The organism is Acidithiobacillus sp. AC3 (assembly GCF_050261095.1).
Lineage (GTDB): Bacteria > Pseudomonadota > Gammaproteobacteria > Acidithiobacillales > Acidithiobacillaceae > Igneacidithiobacillus > Igneacidithiobacillus copahuensis.
Map to the genome: position 1 here is coordinate 12981 of NZ_CP189838.1, position 23682 is coordinate 36662.

The 23682-nt window shown below is 58.3% G+C and carries 20 protein-coding genes; 4 read left to right on the forward strand and 16 right to left on the reverse strand.

The features are described from left to right. Positions 1-33: 33 nt before the first annotated feature. From fic to ACQAYK_RS00110, 16 genes are all read right to left on the reverse strand, one after another. Positions 34-639: a protein adenylyltransferase Fic gene (fic, locus tag ACQAYK_RS00035; RefSeq protein ID WP_215872155.1), complete on the reverse strand. Its 606-nt coding sequence runs from the start codon at positions 637-639 to the stop codon at positions 34-36. Beyond that, positions 636-1820 (reverse strand): restriction endonuclease subunit S, encoded by a 1185-nt coding sequence (locus ACQAYK_RS00040; RefSeq protein ID WP_215872154.1) that lies wholly within the window; start codon positions 1818-1820, stop codon positions 636-638. Before ACQAYK_RS00040 ends, fic begins: the two co-directional genes overlap by 4 nt. Beyond that, positions 1817-2857 carry a PDDEXK nuclease domain-containing protein gene (locus ACQAYK_RS00045; protein WP_215872153.1) on the reverse strand — a complete coding sequence of 347 codons (1041 nt, stop codon included), beginning with the start codon at positions 2855-2857 and terminating at the stop codon, positions 1817-1819. Before ACQAYK_RS00045 ends, ACQAYK_RS00040 begins: the two co-directional genes overlap by 4 nt. Then, positions 2854-4425 carry a type I restriction-modification system subunit M gene (locus ACQAYK_RS00050; RefSeq protein WP_215885370.1) on the reverse strand — a complete coding sequence of 524 codons (1572 nt, stop codon included), beginning with the start codon at positions 4423-4425 and terminating at the stop codon, positions 2854-2856. Before ACQAYK_RS00050 ends, ACQAYK_RS00045 begins: the two co-directional genes overlap by 4 nt. 130 nt (positions 4426-4555) lie before the next feature. Next, on the reverse strand, positions 4556-5905 hold the full coding sequence (locus ACQAYK_RS00055; RefSeq protein ID WP_483167680.1) for a sugar porter family MFS transporter: 1350 nt from the start codon (positions 5903-5905) through the stop codon (positions 4556-4558). 25 nt (positions 5906-5930) lie between these two features. Beyond that, positions 5931-7046, reverse strand: coding sequence for an ABC transporter ATP-binding protein (locus ACQAYK_RS00060; RefSeq protein WP_483167681.1), 1116 nt, complete (start codon positions 7044-7046; stop codon positions 5931-5933). 3 nt (positions 7047-7049) lie between these two features. Then, positions 7050-7892, reverse strand: coding sequence for a carbohydrate ABC transporter permease (locus ACQAYK_RS00065; protein WP_483167682.1), 843 nt, complete (start codon positions 7890-7892; stop codon positions 7050-7052). Continuing rightward, on the reverse strand, positions 7892-8782 hold the full coding sequence (locus tag ACQAYK_RS00070; protein WP_226827294.1) for a carbohydrate ABC transporter permease: 891 nt from the start codon (positions 8780-8782) through the stop codon (positions 7892-7894). The genes ACQAYK_RS00065 and ACQAYK_RS00070 overlap by 1 nt, the downstream gene beginning before the upstream one ends. Before the next feature lie 72 nt (positions 8783-8854). Next, positions 8855-10135, reverse strand: coding sequence for an ABC transporter substrate-binding protein (locus ACQAYK_RS00075; protein WP_483167683.1), 1281 nt, complete (start codon positions 10133-10135; stop codon positions 8855-8857). A gap of 23 nt (positions 10136-10158) precedes the next feature. Beyond that, entirely contained in the window at positions 10159-11616 is a 1458-nt protein-coding gene (locus ACQAYK_RS00080) for a hypothetical protein (protein ID WP_483167684.1), read from the reverse strand. A gap of 48 nt (positions 11617-11664) precedes the next feature. Beyond that, positions 11665-12621: an ABC transporter permease gene (locus ACQAYK_RS00085; RefSeq protein ID WP_483167685.1), complete on the reverse strand. Its 957-nt coding sequence runs from the start codon at positions 12619-12621 to the stop codon at positions 11665-11667. After that, the gene (locus tag ACQAYK_RS00090; RefSeq protein WP_483167686.1) at positions 12614-13372 is read right to left on the reverse strand and encodes an ATP-binding cassette domain-containing protein; all 759 of its coding nucleotides are present in this window, start codon (positions 13370-13372) and stop codon (positions 12614-12616) included. The genes ACQAYK_RS00085 and ACQAYK_RS00090 overlap by 8 nt, the downstream gene beginning before the upstream one ends. 10 nt (positions 13373-13382) lie before the next feature. After that, positions 13383-14291, reverse strand: a complete 909-nt coding sequence (locus ACQAYK_RS00095; RefSeq protein ID WP_483167687.1) for a substrate-binding domain-containing protein — start codon at positions 14289-14291, stop codon at positions 13383-13385. After that, positions 14288-15205, reverse strand: coding sequence for a ribokinase (locus tag ACQAYK_RS00100; RefSeq protein WP_483167688.1), 918 nt, complete (start codon positions 15203-15205; stop codon positions 14288-14290). The genes ACQAYK_RS00095 and ACQAYK_RS00100 overlap by 4 nt, the downstream gene beginning before the upstream one ends. Before the next feature lie 222 nt (positions 15206-15427). Then, complete coding sequence (locus ACQAYK_RS00105; RefSeq protein WP_483167689.1) at positions 15428-16897, reverse strand: MutS-related protein; 1470 nt, start codon at positions 16895-16897, stop codon at positions 15428-15430. Beyond that, on the reverse strand, positions 16878-18500 hold the full coding sequence (locus ACQAYK_RS00110; RefSeq protein WP_483167690.1) for a MutS-related protein: 1623 nt from the start codon (positions 18498-18500) through the stop codon (positions 16878-16880). Before ACQAYK_RS00110 ends, ACQAYK_RS00105 begins: the two co-directional genes overlap by 20 nt. Positions 18501-18674: 174 nt before the next feature. On the opposite strand from ACQAYK_RS00110, the gene glpD reads away from it, so the two are divergent. Genes glpD through dhaK form a run of 4 tightly spaced genes read left to right on the forward strand, consistent with a single transcriptional unit; the run spans position 18675 to position 23680 of the window. Then, entirely contained in the window at positions 18675-20177 is a 1503-nt protein-coding gene (glpD, locus tag ACQAYK_RS00115; RefSeq protein ID WP_215872142.1) for a glycerol-3-phosphate dehydrogenase, read from the forward strand. A gap of 23 nt (positions 20178-20200) precedes the next feature. Continuing rightward, complete coding sequence (glpK, locus tag ACQAYK_RS00120; RefSeq protein ID WP_215872141.1) at positions 20201-21706, forward strand: glycerol kinase GlpK; 1506 nt, start codon at positions 20201-20203, stop codon at positions 21704-21706. Between the two features lies 1 nt (position 21707). Then, the gene (locus ACQAYK_RS00125; protein WP_215872140.1) at positions 21708-22682 is read left to right on the forward strand and encodes an MIP/aquaporin family protein; all 975 of its coding nucleotides are present in this window, start codon (positions 21708-21710) and stop codon (positions 22680-22682) included. Continuing rightward, complete coding sequence (dhaK, locus tag ACQAYK_RS00130) at positions 22679-23680, forward strand: dihydroxyacetone kinase subunit DhaK (protein WP_215872139.1); 1002 nt, start codon at positions 22679-22681, stop codon at positions 23678-23680. The genes ACQAYK_RS00125 and dhaK overlap by 4 nt, the downstream gene beginning before the upstream one ends. The last annotated feature ends 2 nt before the right edge of the window (positions 23681-23682 follow it).

Consider the following 23682-nt stretch of genomic DNA (forward strand, 5'->3'; position numbering starts at 1 on the left):
GTGGGACAAAAGATTGTGGGCTGAGCCTGTGCGCTACAGCCCAGCGGTTTTGAATTCGCTATAACCCTCGTAGTAATAGCTCACATCGATGCCTTTCATGAACAGGGCGCGATCGTCCACCTGGTCCGTGAGCGCCTGTTTGAGTAGCGTCTTGATTTCCAGGTCTTTCACCACGCTGCGCTGCATCGCGGAGAGGTATTCGGTCTTGTCCACCAAATTCCAATCCACCACCTGCCGAATCGCTTTTTTAAGCATCAGATCCAGCCAGATGCGAGTGGCCCGACCGTTACCCTCCCGGAACGGGTGGGCGACATTCATCTCCACATATTTTTCGATGATTTCATCGAAGGTGCCTTGTGGCATGGCATCGATCCGCTGCAGGGCGGCATCGAGATAAAGCACGGATGCAAAGCGAAAATTTCCTTTGGCGATATTCACATCACGAATCTGACCAGCAAAGTGATATATGTCACTGAATAAATAGGTATGGATAAACGACAGGCCGGGGAAGGTGCCGACCGCCACTTTTTCGATGTCGCCCGAGTCAAACAGTTGTTTGGCCTTTTTTTTGCTGAGTTTTTCTTCGGCTCTGGCGAGCTCAACCTGATGATTAATGTTGAGTTTGTTTTCCAGAATCATGCCATGCCTCCTTGGTGGTCAGTCTGCTGCGGAAAGCTCAACAGCCGGTCGCGGTAGTGCTCGTATTGCTGGCGGCGTGCCTTGATTTCGGCAGGCAGGCCGGAGGAGAGGTCGTTCACCAGCGCGTCGAACTTGTCGAGGATGGCGACGATGCGGGCTTGTTCTTCGAGTGGCGGGACAGGGATCTTGATTTTCGAGAAACCGTCAATCAGCAGAGTGTTGACCTTGGTGCGAGCCACATACCTTGCTTTTTCGGCAATAAACGAAGTTGTCTGCATATAGTAGGAAATGAATTTCGGGTTCATCGTGTGGCGGAAGGCATAGCAGTGGTCGTGGATGGCGACTTCCTTATCGCCCAGCCATGCAACGGCTTTACCGACATCCTCGACGGTTTCGCCCACGTCGGTAATCACTATGTCGCCGGGCTTGGCGTAGCGCAAGGTGTTGGCCATATCGGGTCGGACTTGTGAGATGACGTGATCCGTCCACACGCCATACTGCGTGTATATCTCGCCATAGTGGATCACGCTGATTCCGTCATCCACGTAGTCGGCCTTAGTGAACCGCTTGCCGCGGATGAACTCACCGATCTCCCCAAGCGGCTTCCACTCCACCTCCCCCTCTTCAAAACTCAACAACTGATCGCGGTAGTAGTGGTATTGTTTTTTACGGGCGGTCAGCTCGGCGGTCAGCTCGGCGGTCAGCTCGGTGAAAGTATCCAGCACTTTCACGATTTCGCGCTGGATTCCGAGGGGTGGGATGGGAATGCGGAAGTCGGTGATCATCGGTTTGCGAATCGAAGTAACTGTGGCGCTGACCGCCTTCAACAGAATAAAAGCCTTGAAATGAACCGCGAAATAGTAGTAGGCAAACTTCGTGTCGAGTTGGTTGTAGTTAAAACTGATTCGGTAGGCACGCTGATGCAAGGCGTATCTGCCAGATACGTAGTGGAAAATTTCGCCAATTCCACCTTCGCCTGGAATCAGGACTGCTTCTTCATCGAACTCATATTTGGCGATGCGAAGAACTTCTCTAGAGCGCACGTAAAACGGGAATTCTCCGTCGTCAGTCGCATCTTTGCGGTCACTGCTGCCAGTGCCGACACTAGCAATGTCTCCTACGGCCTTGAACTCCACCCCATCCGGGCACAACTCCTCGATCAATTCATCAATCCGACTCATGCCTCACCTCCCTGCAATTCCCGCTCGATCTGCTCAATGCTGGGCAGGCTGGTTTTGAGGGGGTCGGGCAGCGATTGGATCAGTTTGTATTCGGCAATACCCATCGGTTGGCTTTTGTCGCCCAGGGCGTATTCGGCCACCACCTTGTTTTTGCTCTTGCACAGCAACAGGCCGATGGTGGGGTTGTCCAGTTCGTGCTTCACCTGCTTGTCCACAGCGGTCATGTAAAACCCTAGTTGCCCCAGATGCTCGGGTTTGAACTTGCCTCCCTTGAGTTCGACCACCACATAGCAGCGCAATTTTAGGTGGTAAAACAGCAGGTCAATGAAAAATTCGTCACCCCCCACATCCAGCAACACCTGCCGACCGACGAAGGCAAAGCCCGCGCCCAACTCCAGCAGAAATTCGGTGATATGTTTGACCAAGGCACGCTCAACCTCGTGTTCTTGCGCTTCGTCGGTCAGGCTCAGAAAGTCGAAACGGTAAGGGTCTTTGAGGGATTCGCGTGCCAGATCGGACTGGGGTTTGGGCAAATGGGCATCAAAGTTGGTGATGGCTGAACCGCTGCGTTCGTGCAGGCGGGTTTCGATTTGCATCACCAGCACATTGCGCGACCAGTTGTGCTCAATGGCCTTTGCGGCGTACCAACGGCGCGCTTCGGGGCTGGACAGCTTGTCCAGCAGCGCCAATTGGTGATACCACGGCAGTTGTGCAAGCACCGCTTGCACAAATTCGGCATCGGGCCAAGCCTCTGCGAAGGCACGCATGTATTTGAGATTGCGCGGCGAAAACCCTTTCATGTCGGGGAAGGCGGCGCGTAAATCGTGCGACAGCCGTTCAATTACTTTTGCGCCCCAACCTTGTTCCTGTTGCCGGAGCAAAATATCCTGACCCATTTGCCAGTACAGCAACACCAGTTCGCGATTAACGGCCAGCGCGGTCCGCTGCTGGGCGCTGTGGATTCTGGCTTTTAACTCACTGAGCCAGTCGGCGTAGCCTGCGGGCGCGGGCAACAGTGTGGGGGGCATGTCGCTCATCCGTTTACTTCCGCACCTTCAATCTCGGCGACGATGGCATCAATCTCCTTGCGCAGCTTATCGATTCGGGCAACGGTGGTTTTCAGCTCGGCATTGAGCTGGGCAATGTCCACCGCTTCGCGGGTGTCTTTGGCTTCGACATAGCTGCTGACGGACAGGTTGTAATCGTTGGCGGCCACCTGCTCGAAGGGTACGGATTGCGCGAAGTGCTCGATGTTCGCCTTGCTATCAAACACCGCCATGATCTGCTCGATATGCGTGTCCAGCAGCACATTGTTATTGGTTTCTTTCTTGAACAGGCCACTGGCGTCGATGAACTGGGTGCGGGTGTCGGCTTTGTGTTTGGACAGCACCAGAATATTCACCGCAATGGTGGTGCCAAAGAACAGGTTGGGCGCGAGCGAGATCACGGTTTCGACATAGTTGTTGTCGACCAGGTATTGGCGGATCTTCTGCTCGGCCCCGCCACGGTAAAAGATGCCGGGGAAGCAGACGATGGCGGCGCGCCCCTTGGCCGAGAGGTAGCTAAGCGCGTGCAGCACAAAGGCAAAGTCGGCTTTGGATTTGGGCGCCAGTACCCCCGCTGGGGCAAAGCGCTCGTCGTTGATGAGGGTGGGGTCGTCGCTGCCGATCCACTTCACCGAATAGGGCGGGTTGGAAACGATGGCATCAAAGGGCTTCTCATCGCTAAAGTGGGGGTCGATCAGGGTGTTGCCCAACTGGATGTTGAATTTGTCGTAGTTGATGTTGTGCAAGAACATATTCATCCGCGCCAGGTTGTAGGTGGTATGGTTGATTTCTTGCCCGTAAAAACCGTCTTCGATGATGTGCGCGTCAAAATGCTTTTTGGCTTGCAGCAGCAGCGAGCCCGAGCCGCAGGCGGGGTCGTAAATCTTGTTGACGCTGGTTTGGCCGTGCATGGCGAGCTGGGCAATCAGCTTGGAGACATGCTGTGGGGTGAAGAACTCGCCACCCGATTTACCCGCATTGGCCGCGTAGTTGGAAATGAGGAATTCATAGGCATCGCCAAAGAGGTCGATGTGACTGGCGTCAAAATCGCCCCCATGAAGATCACCAAAATCCAGCTCGGCCACACCTTTGAGCACAGCGGCGAGGCGGGTGTTCTTGTCTTTGACGGTATTGCCAAGGCGGTTGCTGGTGGTGTCGAAATCGGCAAACAGTCCTTTGATGTCTTGCTCAGACGGGTAGCCATTCGCGGAGGCTTCTATGGCTGCAAAGATGGCAGCCAGGTCGGTATTCAGACTCTCGTTGGTGTTGGCCTTGGCCGCGACCTTGGCGAAGAGCTGGCTGGGGTAGATGAAGTAGCCCTTGGTCTTGATGGCGTCGTCTTTGATGTCCGGTGTGATGACGCTGTCGGGCAGCTCGGCATAGTTGATGCTGTCATCATCGCCTTCGATGTAGGCGGCAAAGTTTTCACTGATAAAGCGGTAGAACAGACTGCCGAGCACGTATTGCTTGAAGTCCCAACCATCGACGGCGCCGCGTACATCGTTCGCGATTTGCCAGATGCGGCGTTGCAGTTCGGCGCGTTGTTGAATGCTGCTCATAGTCGATGTCCTGTTGAATCGTTCATTTTGTTCTCAGCTGGATTTCCTCTGCGCTGAAAATCTACCAGAGACGCGCTCTAGGGACCATGATCCCGAAGGTCCAGGGTGGGATGGGAATCTGCAGGCAGCGTTATTCCTGATGCGCTCTGGAGTCGTCCCGCGCAAACGAGGCGCTGATCTCTTCCAGGGTCAGGCCTCGGGTCTCCGGAACACGGCGCCAGGTGTACCAAGCGGCAATGAGGGAGGCCAAGGCATAGAGAAAAAAGGTCTGGCCCTCGCCCAACCAGTGCATCAAACTGAGAAATACCCCGGTGACCAGCATATTGCTGAGCCAGTTGACGATGGTCGCGAGCCCCATGGCCCGCCCGCGCAGGCCAGTCGGGAAAATCTCGCTGATCAGGAGCCAGAACACCGGACCGATGCCAATGGCGAAGAAGGCGACATAGGCCGCTACGGCGAAGGCCAGCAGGTAGAGGAAGGCTCCCTGCGCCTGTGCCTGCAGGCAACTGGCAAGGGCCAATAAACTCGCAAACATGCCAAGGAAGCTGGTCAGCAACAGTGGCCGTCGTCCGATCCGGTCCAGCCAGCGCAGGGCGAGTAGAGTCGCGAAGAAGTTGATGGTGCCAATGCCCACCGTGGCAATGATCTCCCCGTCGGTCGAGGCAAAGCCAGCGGCATGAAAGATGATGGGTGCGAAGTAGAGCACCACGTTGATGCCGGTGATTTGTTGAAAGATGGCCAACACCAGGGCGATTTGCAAGGGCCGTCGTTGCGCCAGGAGTGCCCGCCACGGCAGACTGCGCTGGCCTGTGTTGGCGGCCAGTTCCTGCCATTGCGCTGCGGCAGGATCGAGGCGCAGGCCTTGCAGGGCCTGTCTTGCCGGCTCGGATCGACCCATCTGCAGCAGCCAGCGCGGACTTTCCGGCAAGAACAGAACGCCGAGCAGCAAAACGAGCGCTGGTAGCGCTCCCAGGGCGAACATCCAGCGCCACCCGGCGCTACTGTCGGCAAAAGCCAGATTGATCAGATAGGCGATGAGGATGCCGACGGTAATGAGCAGCTGGTTGATGGTGACGATGGCGCCACGCTGCTGGGCGGGGGTGATTTCCGCAAGATAGAGGGGCGTGACCGTTGAGCTGAGCCCAATCCCCAGACCCAGACAGGCGCGCCCCAGAAAGAGCAGCGGGATGCTATTGGCAAGGGCTGCCAGCAGAGACCCCACGGCAAAGAGCAGGGCTGCGAGGGCGATGACCCGTCGTCGCCCGAAGCGATCGGCCAGGACTCCAGCTAAAGCAGCGCCAAGGGCGGCGGCGGCCAAGGCGATGGCGACAAAGAGGCCGGCACTGCGGGCATCCAGGGAAAAGACATGACGCAGAAAGAGCAGGGCGCCGGCGACGATGGCCGTGCCATAGCCAAAAAGCAGGCCACCAAGCCCAGCAATGCCGGCAATCAGGGCAAAAGAAGTAGCGCCGCGTTGCATGGCTATGCCCCTGTTACGAGGAAAATTACGCCAGCCGGGAGCCGTTATCGGGATCGAAAAAGACCGCCCGCTCCATATGAAAACTCAGGGTACAGCGGGATCCGATCTGTAACTGGGTACTCGGATGCACCCGTGCCACCAGGCTGTGGCCATCCAGGCGGGTGAAGACCAGGGTATCGGGGCCGGTGGGCTCGAGCAGCTCCACGTCGAGCTCGATACTGTGCAAGGCCTCGCCCTCGCGCGCACTGCCGGGATCGGTGATCTGCTCAGGACGGATTCCCAGCGTAATGCGCCTTCCCAATTGGCTGCGCAGGGCTCCCTGCATTTTTGCCGGTACGGCCAGAAGGTTGCCGTCGCCCTCGCTACCGGCCACTCGCAGGCACAGCCCAGACGCCTCCTCGCGGGGGATCACCGGGAGGAAGTTCATGGACGGGGAGCCCATGAAACCCGCGACGAAGCGGTTGGCTGGATCGTTGTAGATACTCTCGGGGCTGCCGAGCTGTTGAATGACGCCCTCATTCATCACGGCGATGAGATCGCCCATGGTCATCGCCTCGATCTGGTCATGGGTGACATAGACCATGCTGGTTTGCAGCTGCTGGTGCAGACGCTTGATCTCGCTGCGCATTTCCACCCGCAATTTGGCATCGAGATTGGACAGGGGTTCGTCGAAGAGAAAGAGGGTGGGGCGGCGGGCAATGGCGCGGCCGATGGCGACCCGCTGCTGCTGGCCCCCGGAGAGCTGGCGGGGTCGGCGATCAAGCAGATGTTCGATTTGCAGCATGCGCGCGACATCCATCAGGATCTGCTCCCGCTCTGCCTTGGCTACCTTGCGATTTTCCAGGGCAAAAAGGATGTTGTTGCGCACACTCATCGACGGATAGAGGGCATAGGACTGAAAGACCATGGCAATGTCCCGATCCTTGGGACTGAGTCCGTTCAGTCGGCGATCGTTGAGCAGAATATCGCCGCCGCTTTCCTGTTCCAGACCGGCGATGATATTGAGCAAGGTCGTCTTGCCACAGCCGGATGGGCCAATCAGCACCAGAAACTGATTTTCTCCGGTCTCGATATTGATGCCATGCAGGACTTCCTCCTTACCATAGCTTTTGTGTATGTCGCGCAAAATGAGTTTACCCATGATTTATCCTTTTACCGCGCCGCCGGTCAGGCCGCGCACGAAATATTTTCCGGCCAATAAATAGACCAGCAGGGTGGGGATAGCGGCAATCAGCGCGGCCGCCATATCGACATTCCACATGTGCACGCTGGTGACCGTATCTACCAGGTCGTTGATGGCAACCGTAACCGGCTGTTGATCGCTGTTGGTAAACACCACGCCAAAGAGGAAATTGTTCCAGATCATGGTGAATTGCCAGATCGCCGTGACCATGATGATGGGCGTGCTCAGGGGTAGCATGACGCGCCAGAAGATGCGGAAAAAGCCGGCTCCATCGACCCGCGCGGCACGCACCAGATCGTGCGGAATGCTGACATAATAATTGCGGAAAAAGAGGGTGGTAAATGCCAAACCATAGATGATATGGACCATGACCAAACCAGGGATCAGGGTACCGGCAATATGCAATTTTCCCTGTACCCAGGCCATCGGCAACAAGATGATCTGAAATGGAAATACAGTGCCGAGCAGTAGTAGATAGAAAATGATATCGGCGCCACGAAAACGCCAGTGGGTCAGGATGTACCCGTTGATGGCGCCGATTGCGGTAGAGATGATGACCGCCGGAATCACCAGCTCAAACGAGTTGATAAAGAACGGATGAATACCCTGATTGCTGGCGCCGATGGTGGCCCCACTCCAGGCATGTCGCCAGGCGTAGAGGTCAAACTGCCGGGGCAGAGCCAGGATGCCCTGATTGTAGATTTCTGGCATGGTTTTGAAGGACGTCACCAGCATGATGTAGAGCGGTAATAGAAAAAACAATGCGGCAAGCGTCAGAAGCAAGTAGATCGGCAAACGGCGCATCAGACTTTCCTCCGTGCATCGAGGATCACAAAGGGAACCACCACCACCATCATGATGGCCAGCATGATCAAGGCGCTGGCTGCCCCCACCCCCATCTCGCCGCGCTCAAAGGAAAAAACATACATGAAGATCGTCGGAACGTTGGTGCTGTAGCCAGGGCCGCCGCCGGTGAGCGCAATGATCAGACCGAAGGCCTTGATGGCCAGTCCCGCGCTGAGGATGAATGCCACAAAAAATGTCGGCGCCAGATTGGGGAGAATCACTCGTCGATAAATGCGCAGAGTCCCAGCACCGTCGATGCGTGCCGCCTTGACGATATCGGGACTGATGCCGCGCAGGCCGGCCAAAAAGATCGCCATCATGAAGCCGGAAGTCTGCCAGACGGCGGCAATGACCACGGTGTAGATGGCGAGGTCTGGATCATCGATCCAGGCGAACTGGAAATGGGTGAAGCCCAGGGAGCGAACGATCGCCTGGACGCCAAAATTGGGGTCGAGCAGCCAGCGCCAGGCGACCCCGGTCACCACGGCGGAGATGGCCATGGGGTAGAGAAAGACCACCTGAAATAGGCGTTCCCCACGGATCCGCTGGTCGAGAAGAATGGCGAGCAGCAGACCGATGGCCATGGATATGGCCACATACAGCCCGCCGAAAATTCCCAGGTTGCTCAGGGAACGCCACCAGCGGCTGCTGCCGAAGAGGTCGTTATAATTGGCAAGACCAATGAAGTGGTTGCTAGGCAGAATCGTGGATCGCGTCAAAGATAGCCACACGGTCCAGAGAATGAAGGCGTAGATGAAAAAAATGGCCGCCAGTACGGTAGGCGACAGCATCAGACCCGCTATGACTTGGTCCTTGCCACCGATACGCTGCATCACGGAATGTGCCATGAACCTCCCCTTTTTGTGATGGAAGCGCATCCCGCCGCGGCTGGGCGGGATGCCTGCGCTTTACTGCATTTCCTAGTCCTGGCTCTTGGCTACCTCTACGCGCTTTGCCATTGCCGCGGCGGCCGCCTGGGGGCTCTCGTTAGAAGTATAGAACTGATCGAGAGAGTCGATGAAGGCGCCAGTTGGCGGACCATAGGTGGACATGTTCTGCGAGAAGCTCGGCACCAGATTATGCTCCTTGCTGGCGGTGAGGAACTGCGCGCGCGACTTTAACTGGCAGGGGTTATAGCCCTTCAGCGACACATTCATCAAATCGGGGATCGAGCCCTTGTATTTGTTGAAGAGCAACTGGAACTTGGGGCTGGTCATGGTCTCCGCCAGTTTGATCGTCGCCTCGCGTCCGGCGGCACTATGCTGGCGGAAAAAGATGAAGCTATCGACATTGTAGATGAAATCATTAGCAGTACCGGGAAAGGCGACACAGCCAACCTTGGGGCCACCCGGAGTCACCCCCAGAAACTCGAACTGACCATTGGCCCAATCGCCCATGATCTGGAACGCCGCCTGGCCATGGGCGACCAGACCCGTGTCGTAGTTCCAGGTACGCCCCGCCAGCGACTTCGGGGTATATTTCTCGATCTGGCGCAGACGCTCCAGGGCCTTGACCATGGTCGGACTGTCGATGGCCTTGGCATCGAGCTTGACGAAGACGTCGCGGTACCACTCCGGTCCCCCGGTTTCCAGGGCGATGGGATCAAACTCCGTGGCAATCATCCAGCCATTGCCCCCGCCGGCCATTGGTATCATCCCCTTGGCCTGTACCTTGGCGAGGTCGGCAATCAGCTCATCCCAGTCCTTGGGTGGCGTCTTGATGCCGGCCTTGGTGAGCACCGCGCGGTTGTACCAGAGCCAGTTCAGACGATGTAGATCCATCGGGGCCGCGACATAATTCCCCTTGTATTTCATGTAATTATCGATTTCTGTCGGGATGTTCTGATCCCAGTCGCCCGCCTTGGCGGCGGCATCGACATTAGCGAGCAGACCTGTCTGGCCCCATTGCTGGATCTCTACCCCCTTGATTTGCGCCGCCCCGGGCGTCTCGCCTTCCATCAGACGGGTTTTCAGGATGGTACGCGCCTGCGCGCCACCACCACCGGCGATTGCATCGTTTTTGATGTTCACGCCCTGGGCCTTCATCATCTGCACCAGCACATTCATTGCCTTGGCTTCCGAGCCGGCAGTCCACCAGTTGATGACGCTCAAGGAAGTCTGGTCAGCCAGGGCGGGTTCCGCAGCCAGCATAGCCATACCCAAGATAGCGAGGGCAAGAGCCCGTTTTGCAGGTTGTTTCATGATCGTGTTCTCCTCTGTTCGTCTTAGAAGTGGTATTTCAGATAGAAACGGTTACTGAAATAGGGATTGTGATACTGCGGATAGTTGGCCTGGTTCTGGGCGACGGAGATGTCGGTGTAGTCGGCCACCGTCAGGCCTTGCAGCAAACTCGCCAGGTTGTAAGAGAAGCCCACGTCCATGGACCAGAGCTTCTGGTCGGGAACCGCCTCGCCAGTGGGGAAGCCATAAGCGCCATTGTAAGAATAGGCGCTGCCGCCGTAGCCATAGCGCGCCACGTAGCGGATGAAGCTGGCGTTGACCAGCAGCTTGTGCTGCAAAAAGCCAAAATTGCTGGCAATGCCATAGGCATATCCGGGGCCAAAATCGGAGATGCCGGTCTGCATGGTGGTGGTGTATTCCGTCCCGCTCAGGTCATTGTAGGGATGGATCAGACCGCCGTGGCGGAAGGAGTTGTAATTGATGGGACTGTAATTGCCCACCAGCGCCACCGTGTCATGCTCGGTACCAAATTCCACGCCGAGTCGGCCGCCATAGATGTGCGCGTCGACGGAATTGGCGTTGAGGGCGTGGAGAAAGTTGGTGCCGGCGCCAGAATTACCCTCGGCTATCATCTGGAAACCGGCCAGAAGCGCCAGATTCTGCTCGATGGGAGCGGAAAAATTCGCCTGTCCGTAGAACATGTTGGCAAAGCCGTAGAAATTATAGTCCCATAGTTGAACGGCGATATGATTGCCTAGGAAAGGCGTCTGATAGCGCAGGCCAACGGTATAAAAGCCATTGGTATGGGCATCGGTATAGCGGTTGCCCGTGGTAAATGTCGAGCTATAGCGACTGGCGTAACTGAACTCCCGGGCAAACATCACGCTGACGGTGGCAGGCGAGCCACTCAGCGTCAAAGGCCCATTGCCGGCCCAATTGGCATCCTGCGGATGTCCAAGCACGTCCCAGACCGCTGCGACGCCGGTAAAGGCGCGCGGATTGTAGGTGTAGTAGTCCATGTTGGCATAGGGGGTGTTGATGAACTCCCGTCCGCCACGGATCACCACCGATCCGTTATGGTACTGCAGGTAGCCCAGGCGCAGGATGGCGATGCCATGGCTGGGGTAGGGGCCGGTAAGCTCCGGATCTTCATGCTGATAAAAGCCGGTCCAGGTGGCAAAATCGCCGCCCACGCCCAGGCTCAAGCCCACGTAGGACGGGCTATGCAGGTACAGATGTCCACCCAAAGCCATGGAATGGGTATCCTGCGTGGTATGTCCATGGTTGAGGTAGCTGAAATTGATCAGCCCCAGCATGGCCGATATCTTGGTACCGCCGAGATCGCTTTCCAGAACCTTGTTGCTGGGAATCAGCGAGTGACTGTTATCGGCTGCGTAGGCGGGCAGGGCAAAGCCGCCCAGCAGCAAGGTGGCGGCCAGCGTTGCGCTGGCGAGAGCGGCGCGCTGCCGTAGTCTGGGTGTGCATGGTTTTTTTGTTTTCATGGTGTACTCCTCCGTTTTGCGCGAGGGGATTCCCCTCGTGTGCAGCCATCAGTTGCTGCTCCTTTTTCTCAGGTGGCCCATCATGACCGCCAGAAGAATGACGACGCCCTCCACCAGTTCGGTGAAAAAGGGCGAGATATTGAGAAGCACCAGACCGTCGAGGATGGTGCTCAAAATCAGGGCGCCAAGTACGGCGCCCCAGACCGAACCGCGGCCACCGAAGAGCGATACGCCGCCAATGACCACCGCGGCGATCGCCGGTAATTCTTGCCCGCGTCCGGCGTTGGGATCGGCGGTAGCCAGTTGTGCCGCCAGAATCACCCCGGCGATGCCCGCCGAGAGCCCAGAGAAGGCATAGGCGAAGCTGCGCAGACGACGCACGCGGATGCCGGCGCGGTAGGCAGCAACACGGTTGCCGCCAATGGCGTAGAGGTGCATGCCGGATGCGGTGAGGCCCAGCCACAGCGCCACCACAACCACGATGAACGCGGCAATCCAGATTTGCGTTGGAACCCCGAGCAGATGGCCCTCGCCCAGAGCATTGAAGCCGTTGGCGTTGATGTTCATCGGCTCGCCATCGGTGATGATCAGGGTCAGGCTGGAGAAAATCGACAAGCCCGCCAGGGTGGTAATGAAATCCGTCACCCGCAGGTAGTTGATAATGACCCCCTGCAGGGTGCCGGCAAGCATCGCGGCGAGCAGCGCGAGAAGGGTGGCAATGGGCCAGGGGAATCCCTGCAGCATCATGGTGGCAGCAATGGCACCGGTAAACCCGGCAATGGCGCCGACCGCCAGGTCGATGCCCGCCACCAGCATGACGACCAGTTCGCAGAGGGCGAGGAGCACCAAGGGTGCGGCGTCGATCAGGATACTGAAGGCGTTGGCCGTAGAGACGAAGTGCGGTGCCACGAAGGCGAGAAATACCACCAGGAGCACAAAGGCGATCAGCACGCCCTGGTCAACGATGGCCTGCAGAATGGGATGATGGCGCAGTTCGTTAGGCATCAGATTCTCTCCCGACGAGCATGGCGCGCACAACGCGCTCCTCCGTCAATTCCCCGGTTTTGCCCTCCAAGGCCTTTTCACCACGAGTCAGCACGACGATGCGCGTCGCCACCTGCCAAACGTCGGGCATGGTATGGGTTACCAGAATGACCGCCACTCCAGAACGCGCAAGATTTTGAATGAGTTTTAGAATGGCTTCGTGCTCGCCAACGCCGATAGCGGCCGTGGGTTCATCCATGATGACCAGGCGTGCCTGCCAGTATGCAGCGCGGGCGATGGCGACCGCTTGCCGTTGCCCGCCGGACAGTTCCCCCACCACCTGGCGCAGCGGTAGCTCGATGGCAAGATGCTCCAGCGCGCTTGCCGCCTCCCGTCGCATTTCGCGCCGGGCAAGGACCGGCAGAAATCCCAGCACGCGCGACTTGCGCTCGCGTCCCAGAAAGATGTTGCTCGCGACATCGAGATTCTCGGCAACCGCCAGATCCTGGTAGATCGTTTCGATCCCCAGGTCGTGGGCATGGCGGGGATCGAAGAGCGAGACTTTGCTGCCGGCCAGGAACATTTCCCCACTGCTCGGGGCATGCGCTCCGGCAATGATCTTGACCAGAGTCGATTTACCGGCGCCGTTGTCGCCCAGCAGGGCGAGAACCTCTCCGGAACTGATCTGCAGGTCAATACCGCGCAGTGCATGGACGGCACCAAAGCGCTTGCCGATGTTTCTCAGTTCCAGGAGAGGAGCGTTCTCTGGCATAGCTGCGTGCTCAGGGGCGTTGGCCGGGGGCGTAATCCATGTGTAACGGAACCGGCACGAATACAGTACCGGTGTTCAGGTAGTTGTATCCGGCCTCGACCCCGAGTGCCCCCATGACGGCAGGTTGCTGCGCGACACTGAGCGCAATCTTCCCTTCTTTGACCAGTTGGGTTTCCCCTGCGCTACCGCTACCAATCATGGCGATGGTGAGGTTTTTGAGGCGGCGTGCTGTTTCGGCGGCGCGTACGGCGCCAATGGCCATTTGTCCATTTTCAGCATAGACCGCATCTAGATTCGGGTGGGCGATCAAGACGTCGCGCATGACCGTCAAGCCTCCGCGGCGGCTGAAATGGCCAGACTGTCGGGCGACCACGTGAATATTGGGGTAGTGCTGGAGCACGGAATCACAGCCAGCACTGCGCTCATTGGTGGCTGAGGCGCCGGAGATGCCCAGCAACATGAAGAGGTTTCCCTTGCCATGCAGGTGATTGGCGAGAAATTGACAGGCTTGAGCGCCGGCTTGGGTATTATCTGAGGCAAAGTAGGCGATGGCATGGCCGCCATCTGCCTTGCGATCAATAAACACCACCGGGATGTGCGCAGCATTGGCCTTTTCCACTGCGGGAATGAGCGCCTTGGCGTCGGTGGGATTGATCAGCAGCAGATTGACTCTGCGGGCGATGAGGGTATCGACCTGATTGGACTGGGTAGCCGAGTCATTGTTGCCGTTCTCGACTAGGAGCTGTACCCCCAGTTTTTTCGCCTCACCTTCGGCGCCACTCTTGATGGTGGCGAAATAGGGGGTCATGGCCGAGAGCAGCAGACCGAAGGTGTACTGCGGAGCAGCGGTAGCGCTGCCAAGCAAAGCGAGACTGCCGAGGGCGGTAAGAATTAGGGTAGCGGATTTTTTGGCTTTCATGATCGATCCTCCGTGCGCGGGTTGTGAGAAGCAAGAAACTGCTCGATATCTGTTTTTCGTGGCAACGCGTCCTGGGCGCCGATGACGGTTGCCGTGAGGGCAGCGGCGGCGTTCGCCCGCTGAGCGCTGGCAGACAGGGATGCCCCGGCTGCCAGGCTGGCAAGCAGAACACCGGCAAAGGCGTCGCCGCAGCCTGTGCTGTCGGTTACCGCTACCGGGTAGGCGGGCAGGCGTGCCGCTTCGCCGCCGCTGGCCCAGACCAGTCCGTGCTCGCCGAGGGTAATGACCGCGCCCATGCGTGCGCGCGCCAGTGCTTTGGCGGCATCCAAGGCGCTGCTTGGGTCAAGCGCCTGGCCTAAAATCTGCGCTGCCTCTTGGGCGTTGACGACGAGCAAATCGGTCAAAGACAAGAGTTCTGCGGAAAGATTTTGCACTGGCGACGCATTGAGAACGAAGGGGATTCTCTTGGCGCGGCAGATCTGTGCGGCATGCAGGACCAATTCCGGGTCGATCTCGAGCTGCGCCAGCACGAAGGCTGTGTCGCGCAGCTGCGTTTCGAGGTCGTGGGGGAGACGGTCGCGGTTGGCACCCGGGTAGATGGTGATGCGGTTCTCGCCGGAATCTTCCAGCAGGATACAGGCGGAGCCAGTGGGTAGCGGACTGCGTTGAACGCCGCACAGGTCGATTCCCTCGGCCGCCAAGGCTTGGTACAGGAGTTCCCCCGCGTCGTCTTGGCCGAGCTGAGCGATGAGCCGGACCTCCGCTCCTGCACGCCGCGCGGCCAATGCCTGATTTGCGCCCTTACCGCCATGATGCCGGCTGAAACTGCGGGCAATTCGCGTTTCCCCTGGTTCCGGTACCCGGTCGAGCTGGAAAAGCAGGTCGATGTTGCAACTACCAATGACGGCCAACATTTTGGTACAGTCGATTATAGGGTAAAAATTCCCCGACGGATTGATTTATCCGCATTATCATCTCCCCGTTCGTATCATATTGTCACATTTTTGAAAGGTGATTTAGGTATAGGACACGACGAGATGTTGCGCAAGAAAAACATTTATAGAAAGAATTGATGATTTAATATAGGAAATAATTTTAAAGTATATTATATTAATAGATTGCGATTCTTCTGCTCTTCAGAAAATTTTTTGATAGATCTCCCGGGCAAGGCTGCTGGCCTGCGGAGCGCCAGGGAGCAACTGAAAGCGCTGTGCTTCTGGCTCCGCGCTAGCGCGCAAAAATAGAATATTCTCTCCTTCTTTATTAAAAAGATTTTTGGCAAAGCTATAGAGATGGGTAACGAAGATCACGCGGACACCGGCGTCGCGTAGGGCCAAGGTGATCTGCCTGGCAATCTCAGATCCCTCCTGCTCATTGGTGGCGGCAAAGGATTCGTTGAAAAGTATCAGACTTCCGGTCCGGAGCTCGGGTACGATGTCCTGCATCCGTTGCAGTTCTTCGGCAAATTTTCCATGCTGCAGCTTGGCGTCCTCCTCCTGCTGAAAATGGCTGAAGATCCCCTGACACAGGCTGGTGTGCATGGTTTTCGCAAAACTGTAGAGCCCGCTTTCTGCCCAAAGCTGAGAGATACCGATGGCGCGCAGCAAGGTCGATTTGCCGCCGCGATTGGCACCGGTGATGATGATCAGCGGGGTATGGCGGGCAGCAATATCGTTGCTCACCGTGCTTTCCCCGCGTAGGGGCAAAAGCGGCGAATAGAGTTCTGTAGCGCTCAGCAGTCCGCCTTCTTCCTGCACTTCCGGCAGACAACAAGACAATCCTTGTTGGCGAAGTTTCTGCTGTAGCGTGATGGCAGCAAGATAGAAATGCAGCTCGTCGCGGAGCAGGCGAAAAAACTGCAGTACCCGTGCGACTGCATCATCAAGAACCTGTGCGGTTTGGGTCAGGAGCTGTTCTCGCAGTTTACCGAGCGCTGTCTGGCCCGCCTCATCGCGATCAGCAATGCTGAAGCCCGCATCCTCGTGCTGGGTGCGCCAGAGTTTTCCCAACCAGCCCTGGTTGCCAATGCCACCGTGTAAGGCCTCTGGAACACAGCGCCCTGCGGCGTCCGCCCCTGCGGTACTGCGCACGCCTTCGTCCAGTTGCAGCGCGGCCAGCGCTTCCTGCGCTGCTTGCAGAAAGCCCTCGTCAATCTCCTGCTGCAAGCGGGAGAAAAGCTTGCGCAGGGCGTCCGAATGGAAGGTGGCGCTGCCCAGGTCACGCAAGGCCTGCAGTTGGCGCAGCAATTCCTGCATGAGCGCGGTATTGGCGCGCAGTCGGCGGCTGGGAGATTTGCTGAAGAGCAGAAACTGGTGACTCTGTCCGGGTAAGTCCAGACTGTTCTGGGCGATGGCGAAGATGGCTTCGGCGCGTTCCGGCTGCGCGCTCAAGTCGGTCAAGGCCTCTTGGCGGTAGCGTACCGTTGCGGCATCGCGACAGCGCCAGCGGAGGATCACCCTCTCTACGATCTCCCGGCGTTCGTCATCGTCCTCGGCCATGGCAGTAAACAGGGGTGCAAGTCCCAGATCCTCGACCAGATGCTGCTCCTGCGCGCTGGCAGGAAACGCAGCAAGGCTTTTTTCCGGATCAAGAAGATGGGGAAGCATGAGCAATCCTCGCCAGGAGTTGCGGGTAGTCCAGACCAAATTTTCTGGCCAGAGAGAGGGCATGAGCCAGACCATCGGCAGGTTTGCGTAAGAGGCGAAACGTACGCTTGTCCTCCTCCTCGCTGTCGACCATGCTCAGAATGCTGACAACATCGGCGCCGGAGCGGCTGAGTTCATCGAGAAAACTGACCCAGAGTGCCAGCGCGTCGAGATGCCGTAGGCGCTTGAGCAATTCCTGGCTGAGAAAGCGGGCATCGTCGAGGGTGGTAGAGTGAAACAGCTCATTGAGGACGAAGATACTGCGTGGCGTCGCCCGCTCCAGATCATGGCGTAGACGAAGCAGGTCTGCCTCGAGCTTGCTGCGCTCGCTTTCGGCGTCTTCGCGGCGTTCAAAATGGGTATAAATAGCGTCGCAAACGAAGAGTTGAGCCTGCTGCGCCGGCACCGGCAGACCGATACCAGCAAGGTAATGAAGTTGCCCGAAGCAACGGGCATAGGTCGTTTTGCCCCCCTGATTGGGGCCGCTGACCAACAAAATGCGCTCGCTACCGTGCAGGTCGATATCGTTCAGCACAGGATTCTCCTGCTGTTCCTGGCGTAGGCGCGCAGCCAGTGCCAGATCGTAAGCGCCCTCGGCATGGGTGCGTTTTTCCTCCTCACAGAGCTCGGGAACGCAGCTTGGCAGGCCCGGCGCCTCCAAGGGGCTGAGAAAATCCAGAAAGGCGAGATAGAACTGTAGCTCCCGTTCCCAATGCAGCAGCGGGACAAAGACAAAGGGGTAGCGGGCCATCCGCAGGGCGGGGACGGCATCGATTGCGGCTTGGGGGTCCGGTTGCGCCCAGCGCTGGTAAAAACCGGCGAGACGGACAAACAGCTCGGGAAACAGTTCGGCAATGGCGTCGAGGACTCGTGCCTGCACCGGATCGAGGTCCATCTGTCCGATCTCTTGCTCCTCCTGCGCGTTTTCCTCGCCTGACGGTGCAGCCAGAAAGCGAGAAAAAGTATGGACAATTTCTTCGTCTACATTGCGTTGCAAACATTCGCGCCAGAGGCTCACATGACTTCCGGAGATTTGCAGGTCGTAGCGCAAGGCATCCAACTCTTGGCGCAATGCCCTTGCGGTATCGTGCATCTCTTGCCGCTGTGGTGCCTGTAACTCGTGGATCAAACCCTCGAGAACGGTGCATAGCGCGGTCGATCGTGGCTTGGCGGCGGTGAGCGCATCGACCAGAGAGGAAAAAACCGTTTGGTAGTTACCAATCGCATCCAGAAAAACCCGTTGTCGTTGGCGATCATGGTAGAGTTTTTGCGCTTGTTCAAGCTGGCGGCGCAGGGTCTGCATCCGCTGGGTGAAGCTGGTCCAGGCGCTGCGTATCGATGGCTGTAACAGATCGCGCAGAATGGCCTGGCGATGGCGAATAACCGTCGATTTTCCGGGAAAGGCGTGATACCAATCAACCAGCGCAAAATCCGGTACCGGCAGGCAGACGGCAGCAAAGATCTCTTGCAAATGGAGATCATGGAAAACCGCCGCTTCCGGTGTCGGGTCCTGCTTCGCTTCTCCCTCGGGCCAAAGTAGACTTATTACCGATGTCATTGCCATACCACCAAGCGCCGCTGCGAAATTCTTTACAGTATAAGACAATGAGGGCTAATCGCGCTTATCAGAATATATAGATAAATTACAAAATATATTCGAGATTTTTTGTTCTACACTAAAAATACCTGTCACAATGACAGGCTGCCTCCTCAGCAAAAATGAAAACCAGGGGTCAATATGAACGATATAAAAGATATTCTGGTCATCGGTGGCGGTATCAATGGCGTGGGTATAGCCCGCGATGCTGCCGGAAGGGGACTCACCGTCACCCTGATCGAGCGGGATGACCTGGCCGCTCACACTTCTTCCGCCAGTACCAAGCTCATTCACGGCGGATTACGCTACCTCGAATACTACGAATTTCGCCTGGTGCGCGAGGCGCTCAAGGAACGGGAATGCCTCCTCCATATCGCCCCGCACATCATCTGGCCATTGACCTTTATTCTGCCCGAAGGGCCGGAGAGCCGCGCCGGGTGGAAGTTGCGCGCTGGTCTCTGGCTCTATGACCATCTCGCGCCACGACAGAGTCTGCCGGCATCGCGCGCGCTGCGTTTTGCCCGACATCCGGCGGGAGGGATTCTGGCGGACAATATACGGCGCGGCTTCAGCTATTCCGATTGTTGGGTCGAAGACAGTCGCCTGGTGGTGCTGAACGCTATCGATGCCCGGGAGCGCGGCGCGGAGATTCGGCTGCATACCTCGCTGAGCAAGGCAGCCGTCGTGGATGGAGTCTGGCATGCGGAAATCGAGACGGCCAGCGGCCAGCGGGAAACGCTGCTTGCGCGCATTCTGGTCAATGCCGCCGGCCCCTGGGTCGGAGAGATCCTGGGGACGGCTCTGGGTCTGCACACCCATAAAAGCGTGCGCAAGGTGAAGGGCAGCCACATCATCGTCCCTCGCCTTTATGACGAGGACTTTGCCTTCATCCTGCAGAATCCCGATGGGCGGATCATTTTCGTCATTCCCTACGAGGGCAGCTTCAGCCTCATCGGTACCACCGACATCCCCTACGACGGGGATCCCGCGCAGGTGCAGATCAGTCCCGAGGAGACCGCCTACCTCTGCAGCAGCGCTTCCCGTTATCTGCGAAAAACCATCGTTCCCGCAGACGTGGTGCGTAGTTATTCCGGTGTACGCCCCCTGTATGACGATCATGCCGCCAATGCTTCGGCAGTGACCCGGGATTATGTCCTCAATCTCGAGAAAGGACCCGGTGCGCCGGTGCTCTCGGTCTTTGGTGGCAAGATCACCACCTATCGGCGTCTGGCCGAACATGCCCTGCAACTCCTGGAGCCGGCGCTGGGTAAGGCCGCTGGTCAGCCCTGGACCGCGACGGCGCCGCTCCCCGGCGGGGATCTCCCGGGTGCTGACTTCGACCGTTTCCTGCATCAGCTGCTGAGTCAATATGCCGAGTTTCCGGCCACCTTGCTGCGTCGCTACGCCCGCGCCTATGGGACCCGCGCCGAGCGGATTTTGGCAGGCCACCAGCGACCAGAGGAGCTGGGCGAGGATTTGGGCGGAGGGCTGTACGAGGCGGAAGTACAGTACCTCGTCGCGCACGAATGGGCGAACACCCTCGAGGACATCCTTTGGCGACGCTCCAAGCTTTCCCTGCACGTACCCTCAGGGACCGAGCAACGGCTGCGCCAATATCTGGAGAAGGCGCTCAGCAAGCGCTGAGCAACGAGAGAGGAGAATATAAAATGTCCAATTACGTCGGAGCCATCGATCAGGGGACCACCAGTACCCGCTTCATCATTTTTGACCACGCCGGCAAGATCATTTCCCAGGCGCAAAAGGAACACCGGCAGATCTACCCGCAACCGGGCTGGGTAGAGCATGATCCCCTGGAAATCCTCAACAACAGCAACGAAGTGGTGGGGGCCGCCCTGGCCCGTGCCAACCTCAGCGGCTCGGATCTGCGTGCCGTGGGGATCACCAACCAGCGCGAAACGACCGTATTGTGGGACCGTCACAGTGCTGAGCCGCTGGCGCCAGCCATCGTCTGGATGGACACCCGCACCGATCAGTTGATGCGTCGCTTTCTACAAAAGCGGGAACATTCCTGGTTTCGCGAGAAGACCGGGTTACCTCTGACCACTTATTTTTCCGCGCTCAAGTTGCTCTGGCTGCTGGAGAATGTCCCCGGGGCACGGCGCAAGGCCGAGCAGGGTGACGCCCTGTTTGGCAATATCAACACTTGGTTGGCCTGGAATCTGACTGGAGGCAAGGATGGCGGTTTGCATATCACCGACGTCAGCAATGCCAGTCGCACCCTGCTCATGGATCTGCAGCGCTGCAGCTGGGATGAAGAGCTTCTCGCAGAGTTTGGTATACCCGCCGCTTGCCTGCCGCAGATTGTTTCCTCGGGAGAGGTCTATGGGGAGATTCGCAGCGCGCCGCTGCGCGGGACAGTTTTGGCAGGAATGCTTGGGGATCAGCAAGCGGCCCTGGTCGGGCAGACCTGCTTTGCGCCCGGCGAGGCGAAAAATACCTACGGCACCGGTTGCTTTCTGCTGATGAACACGGGTATGGAAGCGGTCCATTCCAAGGCTGGTTTGTTGAGTACGGTGGCCTACCGCTTTGGCGACGAGCCGACCCACTACGCCCTCGAAGGTTCCATCGCCATTGCGGGAGCCCTGGTGCAATGGTTGCGCGACAACCTGCACTTTTTTGATCTGGCAGAGCAGATCGAGGCGCTGGCGCGCAGTGTGCCCGACAACGGCGATGTCTACCTCGTGCCTGCCTTTGCGGGACTGTATGCGCCGTACTGGCGGGAAGATGCCCGTGGGGTGATCGCTGGTCTGACCCGCTTTGCCACCAAGGCCCATGTAGCGCGGGCTGCTCTGGAAGCGACGGCCTATCAGGTGCGCGACGTGGTCGAGGCGATGGAGCTGGACAGCGGCATTCGGCTACGTGCCCTGCGCAGCGACGGCGGTATGGTCGTAAACGAGCTGCTGATGCAGTTCCAGGCCGATATGCTCGCCGTGCCGGTACAGCGCCCGCGTATCGTCGAAACCACCGCCTTGGGTTCTGCCTATGCCGCTGGACTGGCTACCGGCCTGTGGCAAAGCACGGAGGATCTCCGCGCCAACTGGGGCGTTGATCATGTCTGGAAGCCGCAGATGGAAGAGAGCGACCGGGCTCGCCTGGTTCACTCTTGGAAGAAGGCGGTCGAGCGTTCCTTTGCTTGGGTGGAGGGCAACTAAGATGGGCACGGATGCAGGGGTAAAGACGGGTTGGCGGGCGCACTCCATCTGGGCGGAGATGATCGCCGAGTTTTTGGGTTGTTTTGTGTTGCTGGCCTTTGGTGCCGGTTGTGTCGCGGTAGCGGTGGTCGGTCTGACCGAATCGCATCGTACTCTGGTCATTTTCCAGGGGGCCGGCGGCTGGCTCCTGATCACCTGGGGTTGGGCCATGGCGGTGGCCATGGCGGTCTATGTCGCGGGGGGTGTTTCCGGGGCGCACATCAACCCGGCGGTGACTTTGGCCTTTGCCCTGCGCGGCAATTTCCCCTGGCGCAAGGTCGTACCGTACTGGATTGCCCAGGTGGTCGGTTGTTTTGCCGGTGCGGCCATTGTTTATTATGACTATTTTCTCGCCATCGACAAATGGAATCTCGCCCATGGGGTCATCTCCCGGGCGGCATCTGGCGGGCTGACCACCTTCAGCATCTTCGCCACCTTTCCGGCCGCGTACTACGGTAATCAGATGGGCCTCGCCCTGTTGGATCAGGTGGTGGCAACCTTCTTTCTGCTGCTCTTTGTTCTCGCCATCATCGACAACATGAATGTCGGACCCGGCGCTAACCTGGCCCCGCTGATGATCGGCTTTGCGGTGGCGGCCATCGGTATGTCCTTTGGCGTAGGTACTGGCTATGCCATCAATCCTGCCCGTGACTTTGGCCCCCGCTTTTTTTGCTGGTTGCAGGGATGGGGTACCAATGCCTTTCCCGGTCCCCACGGCTACTGGTGGGTACCCATTGTCGGCCCCCTCATCGGCGCGGCGATTGCCGTCTATGTTTATGAATGGATGATCAGCCGCACCCTCTGTGCCCGGGCCAAGCTCCTGCAGGAAAAACAGCCGCGCGTCGAACAAAAGGGTCTCGGTTTCAAGCTGGAAAAGTTGCAAAAAGCGCTGGATGAGGTGCGCACGCAAATCGAAGCAGAGGAGGCAAAACAATGAAGGCATTGATCAATGATCCAGAAGCCGTGGTCAGCGAATCCCTTGCCGGGATGGCTCTCGCCCATGGGGATCTGCTGCGGGTACACACGGACCCCAGTTATGTCCTGCGCCAGGATGCGCCGATCTCCGGTAAGGTGGCGATCATCTCCGGGGGTGGTTCGGGCCACGAGCCCATGCATGCCGGCTTCGTTGGCCTGGGAATGCTGGACGCTGCCTGTCCAGGGGCGGTGTTCACCAGCCCTACCCCGGACCAGATTGTGGCCGCGTCCCTTGCCGCCCATGGCGGCGCCGGAGTGCTGCATCTGGTCAAGAATTATACGGGCGATGTACTGAACTTTCAGATGGCGGCGGAGATCCTGCAGGACCAGGGCGTAGCAGTGGAGCAGGTGCTGATCGATGATGACGTCGCTGTCCAGGATTCGCTCTACACCGCCGGACGGCGGGGCGTAGGCGCAACGGTCCTGGCGGAAAAGATCTGCGGCGCGGCCGCGGCCGAAGGAATGGCGCTCGCTGATCTGGCAGCGCTCGGTAAACGGATAAATGGGCAGGCGCGCTCCATGGGCTTGGCCTTGGGCCCTTGCCATAATCCCAGCACGGGCCAGGAGGGCTTTCAACTCGGCGAGCAGGAGATTGAGTTTGGCGTGGGTATCCATGGGGAACCCGGTCGGGAGCGGCTGGCCATGGCCCCTGCCGATACCTTGACCCGCATGTTGATGGAGCCGATCCTGAATGACCTACCATTCCATCCGGGCGATCCGGTGTTGCTATTTGTTGATGCTCTGGGGGCAACCCCCTTGCTTGAGCTCTATATCGTCTATCGTGCTGCTGAGGCGGTGGCGCGGGAGTATGGGCTGCACGTCCAACGACGCCTGGTGGGGCCGTACATGACCAGTCTCGATATGGCCGGGGTCGCTATCACCGTCCTGCGGCTGGAAGCGGATCTGCAGCGCTGGTGGGATGCCCCGGTCTGTACGGTCGCGCTGCGCTGGGGGCTCTGAGG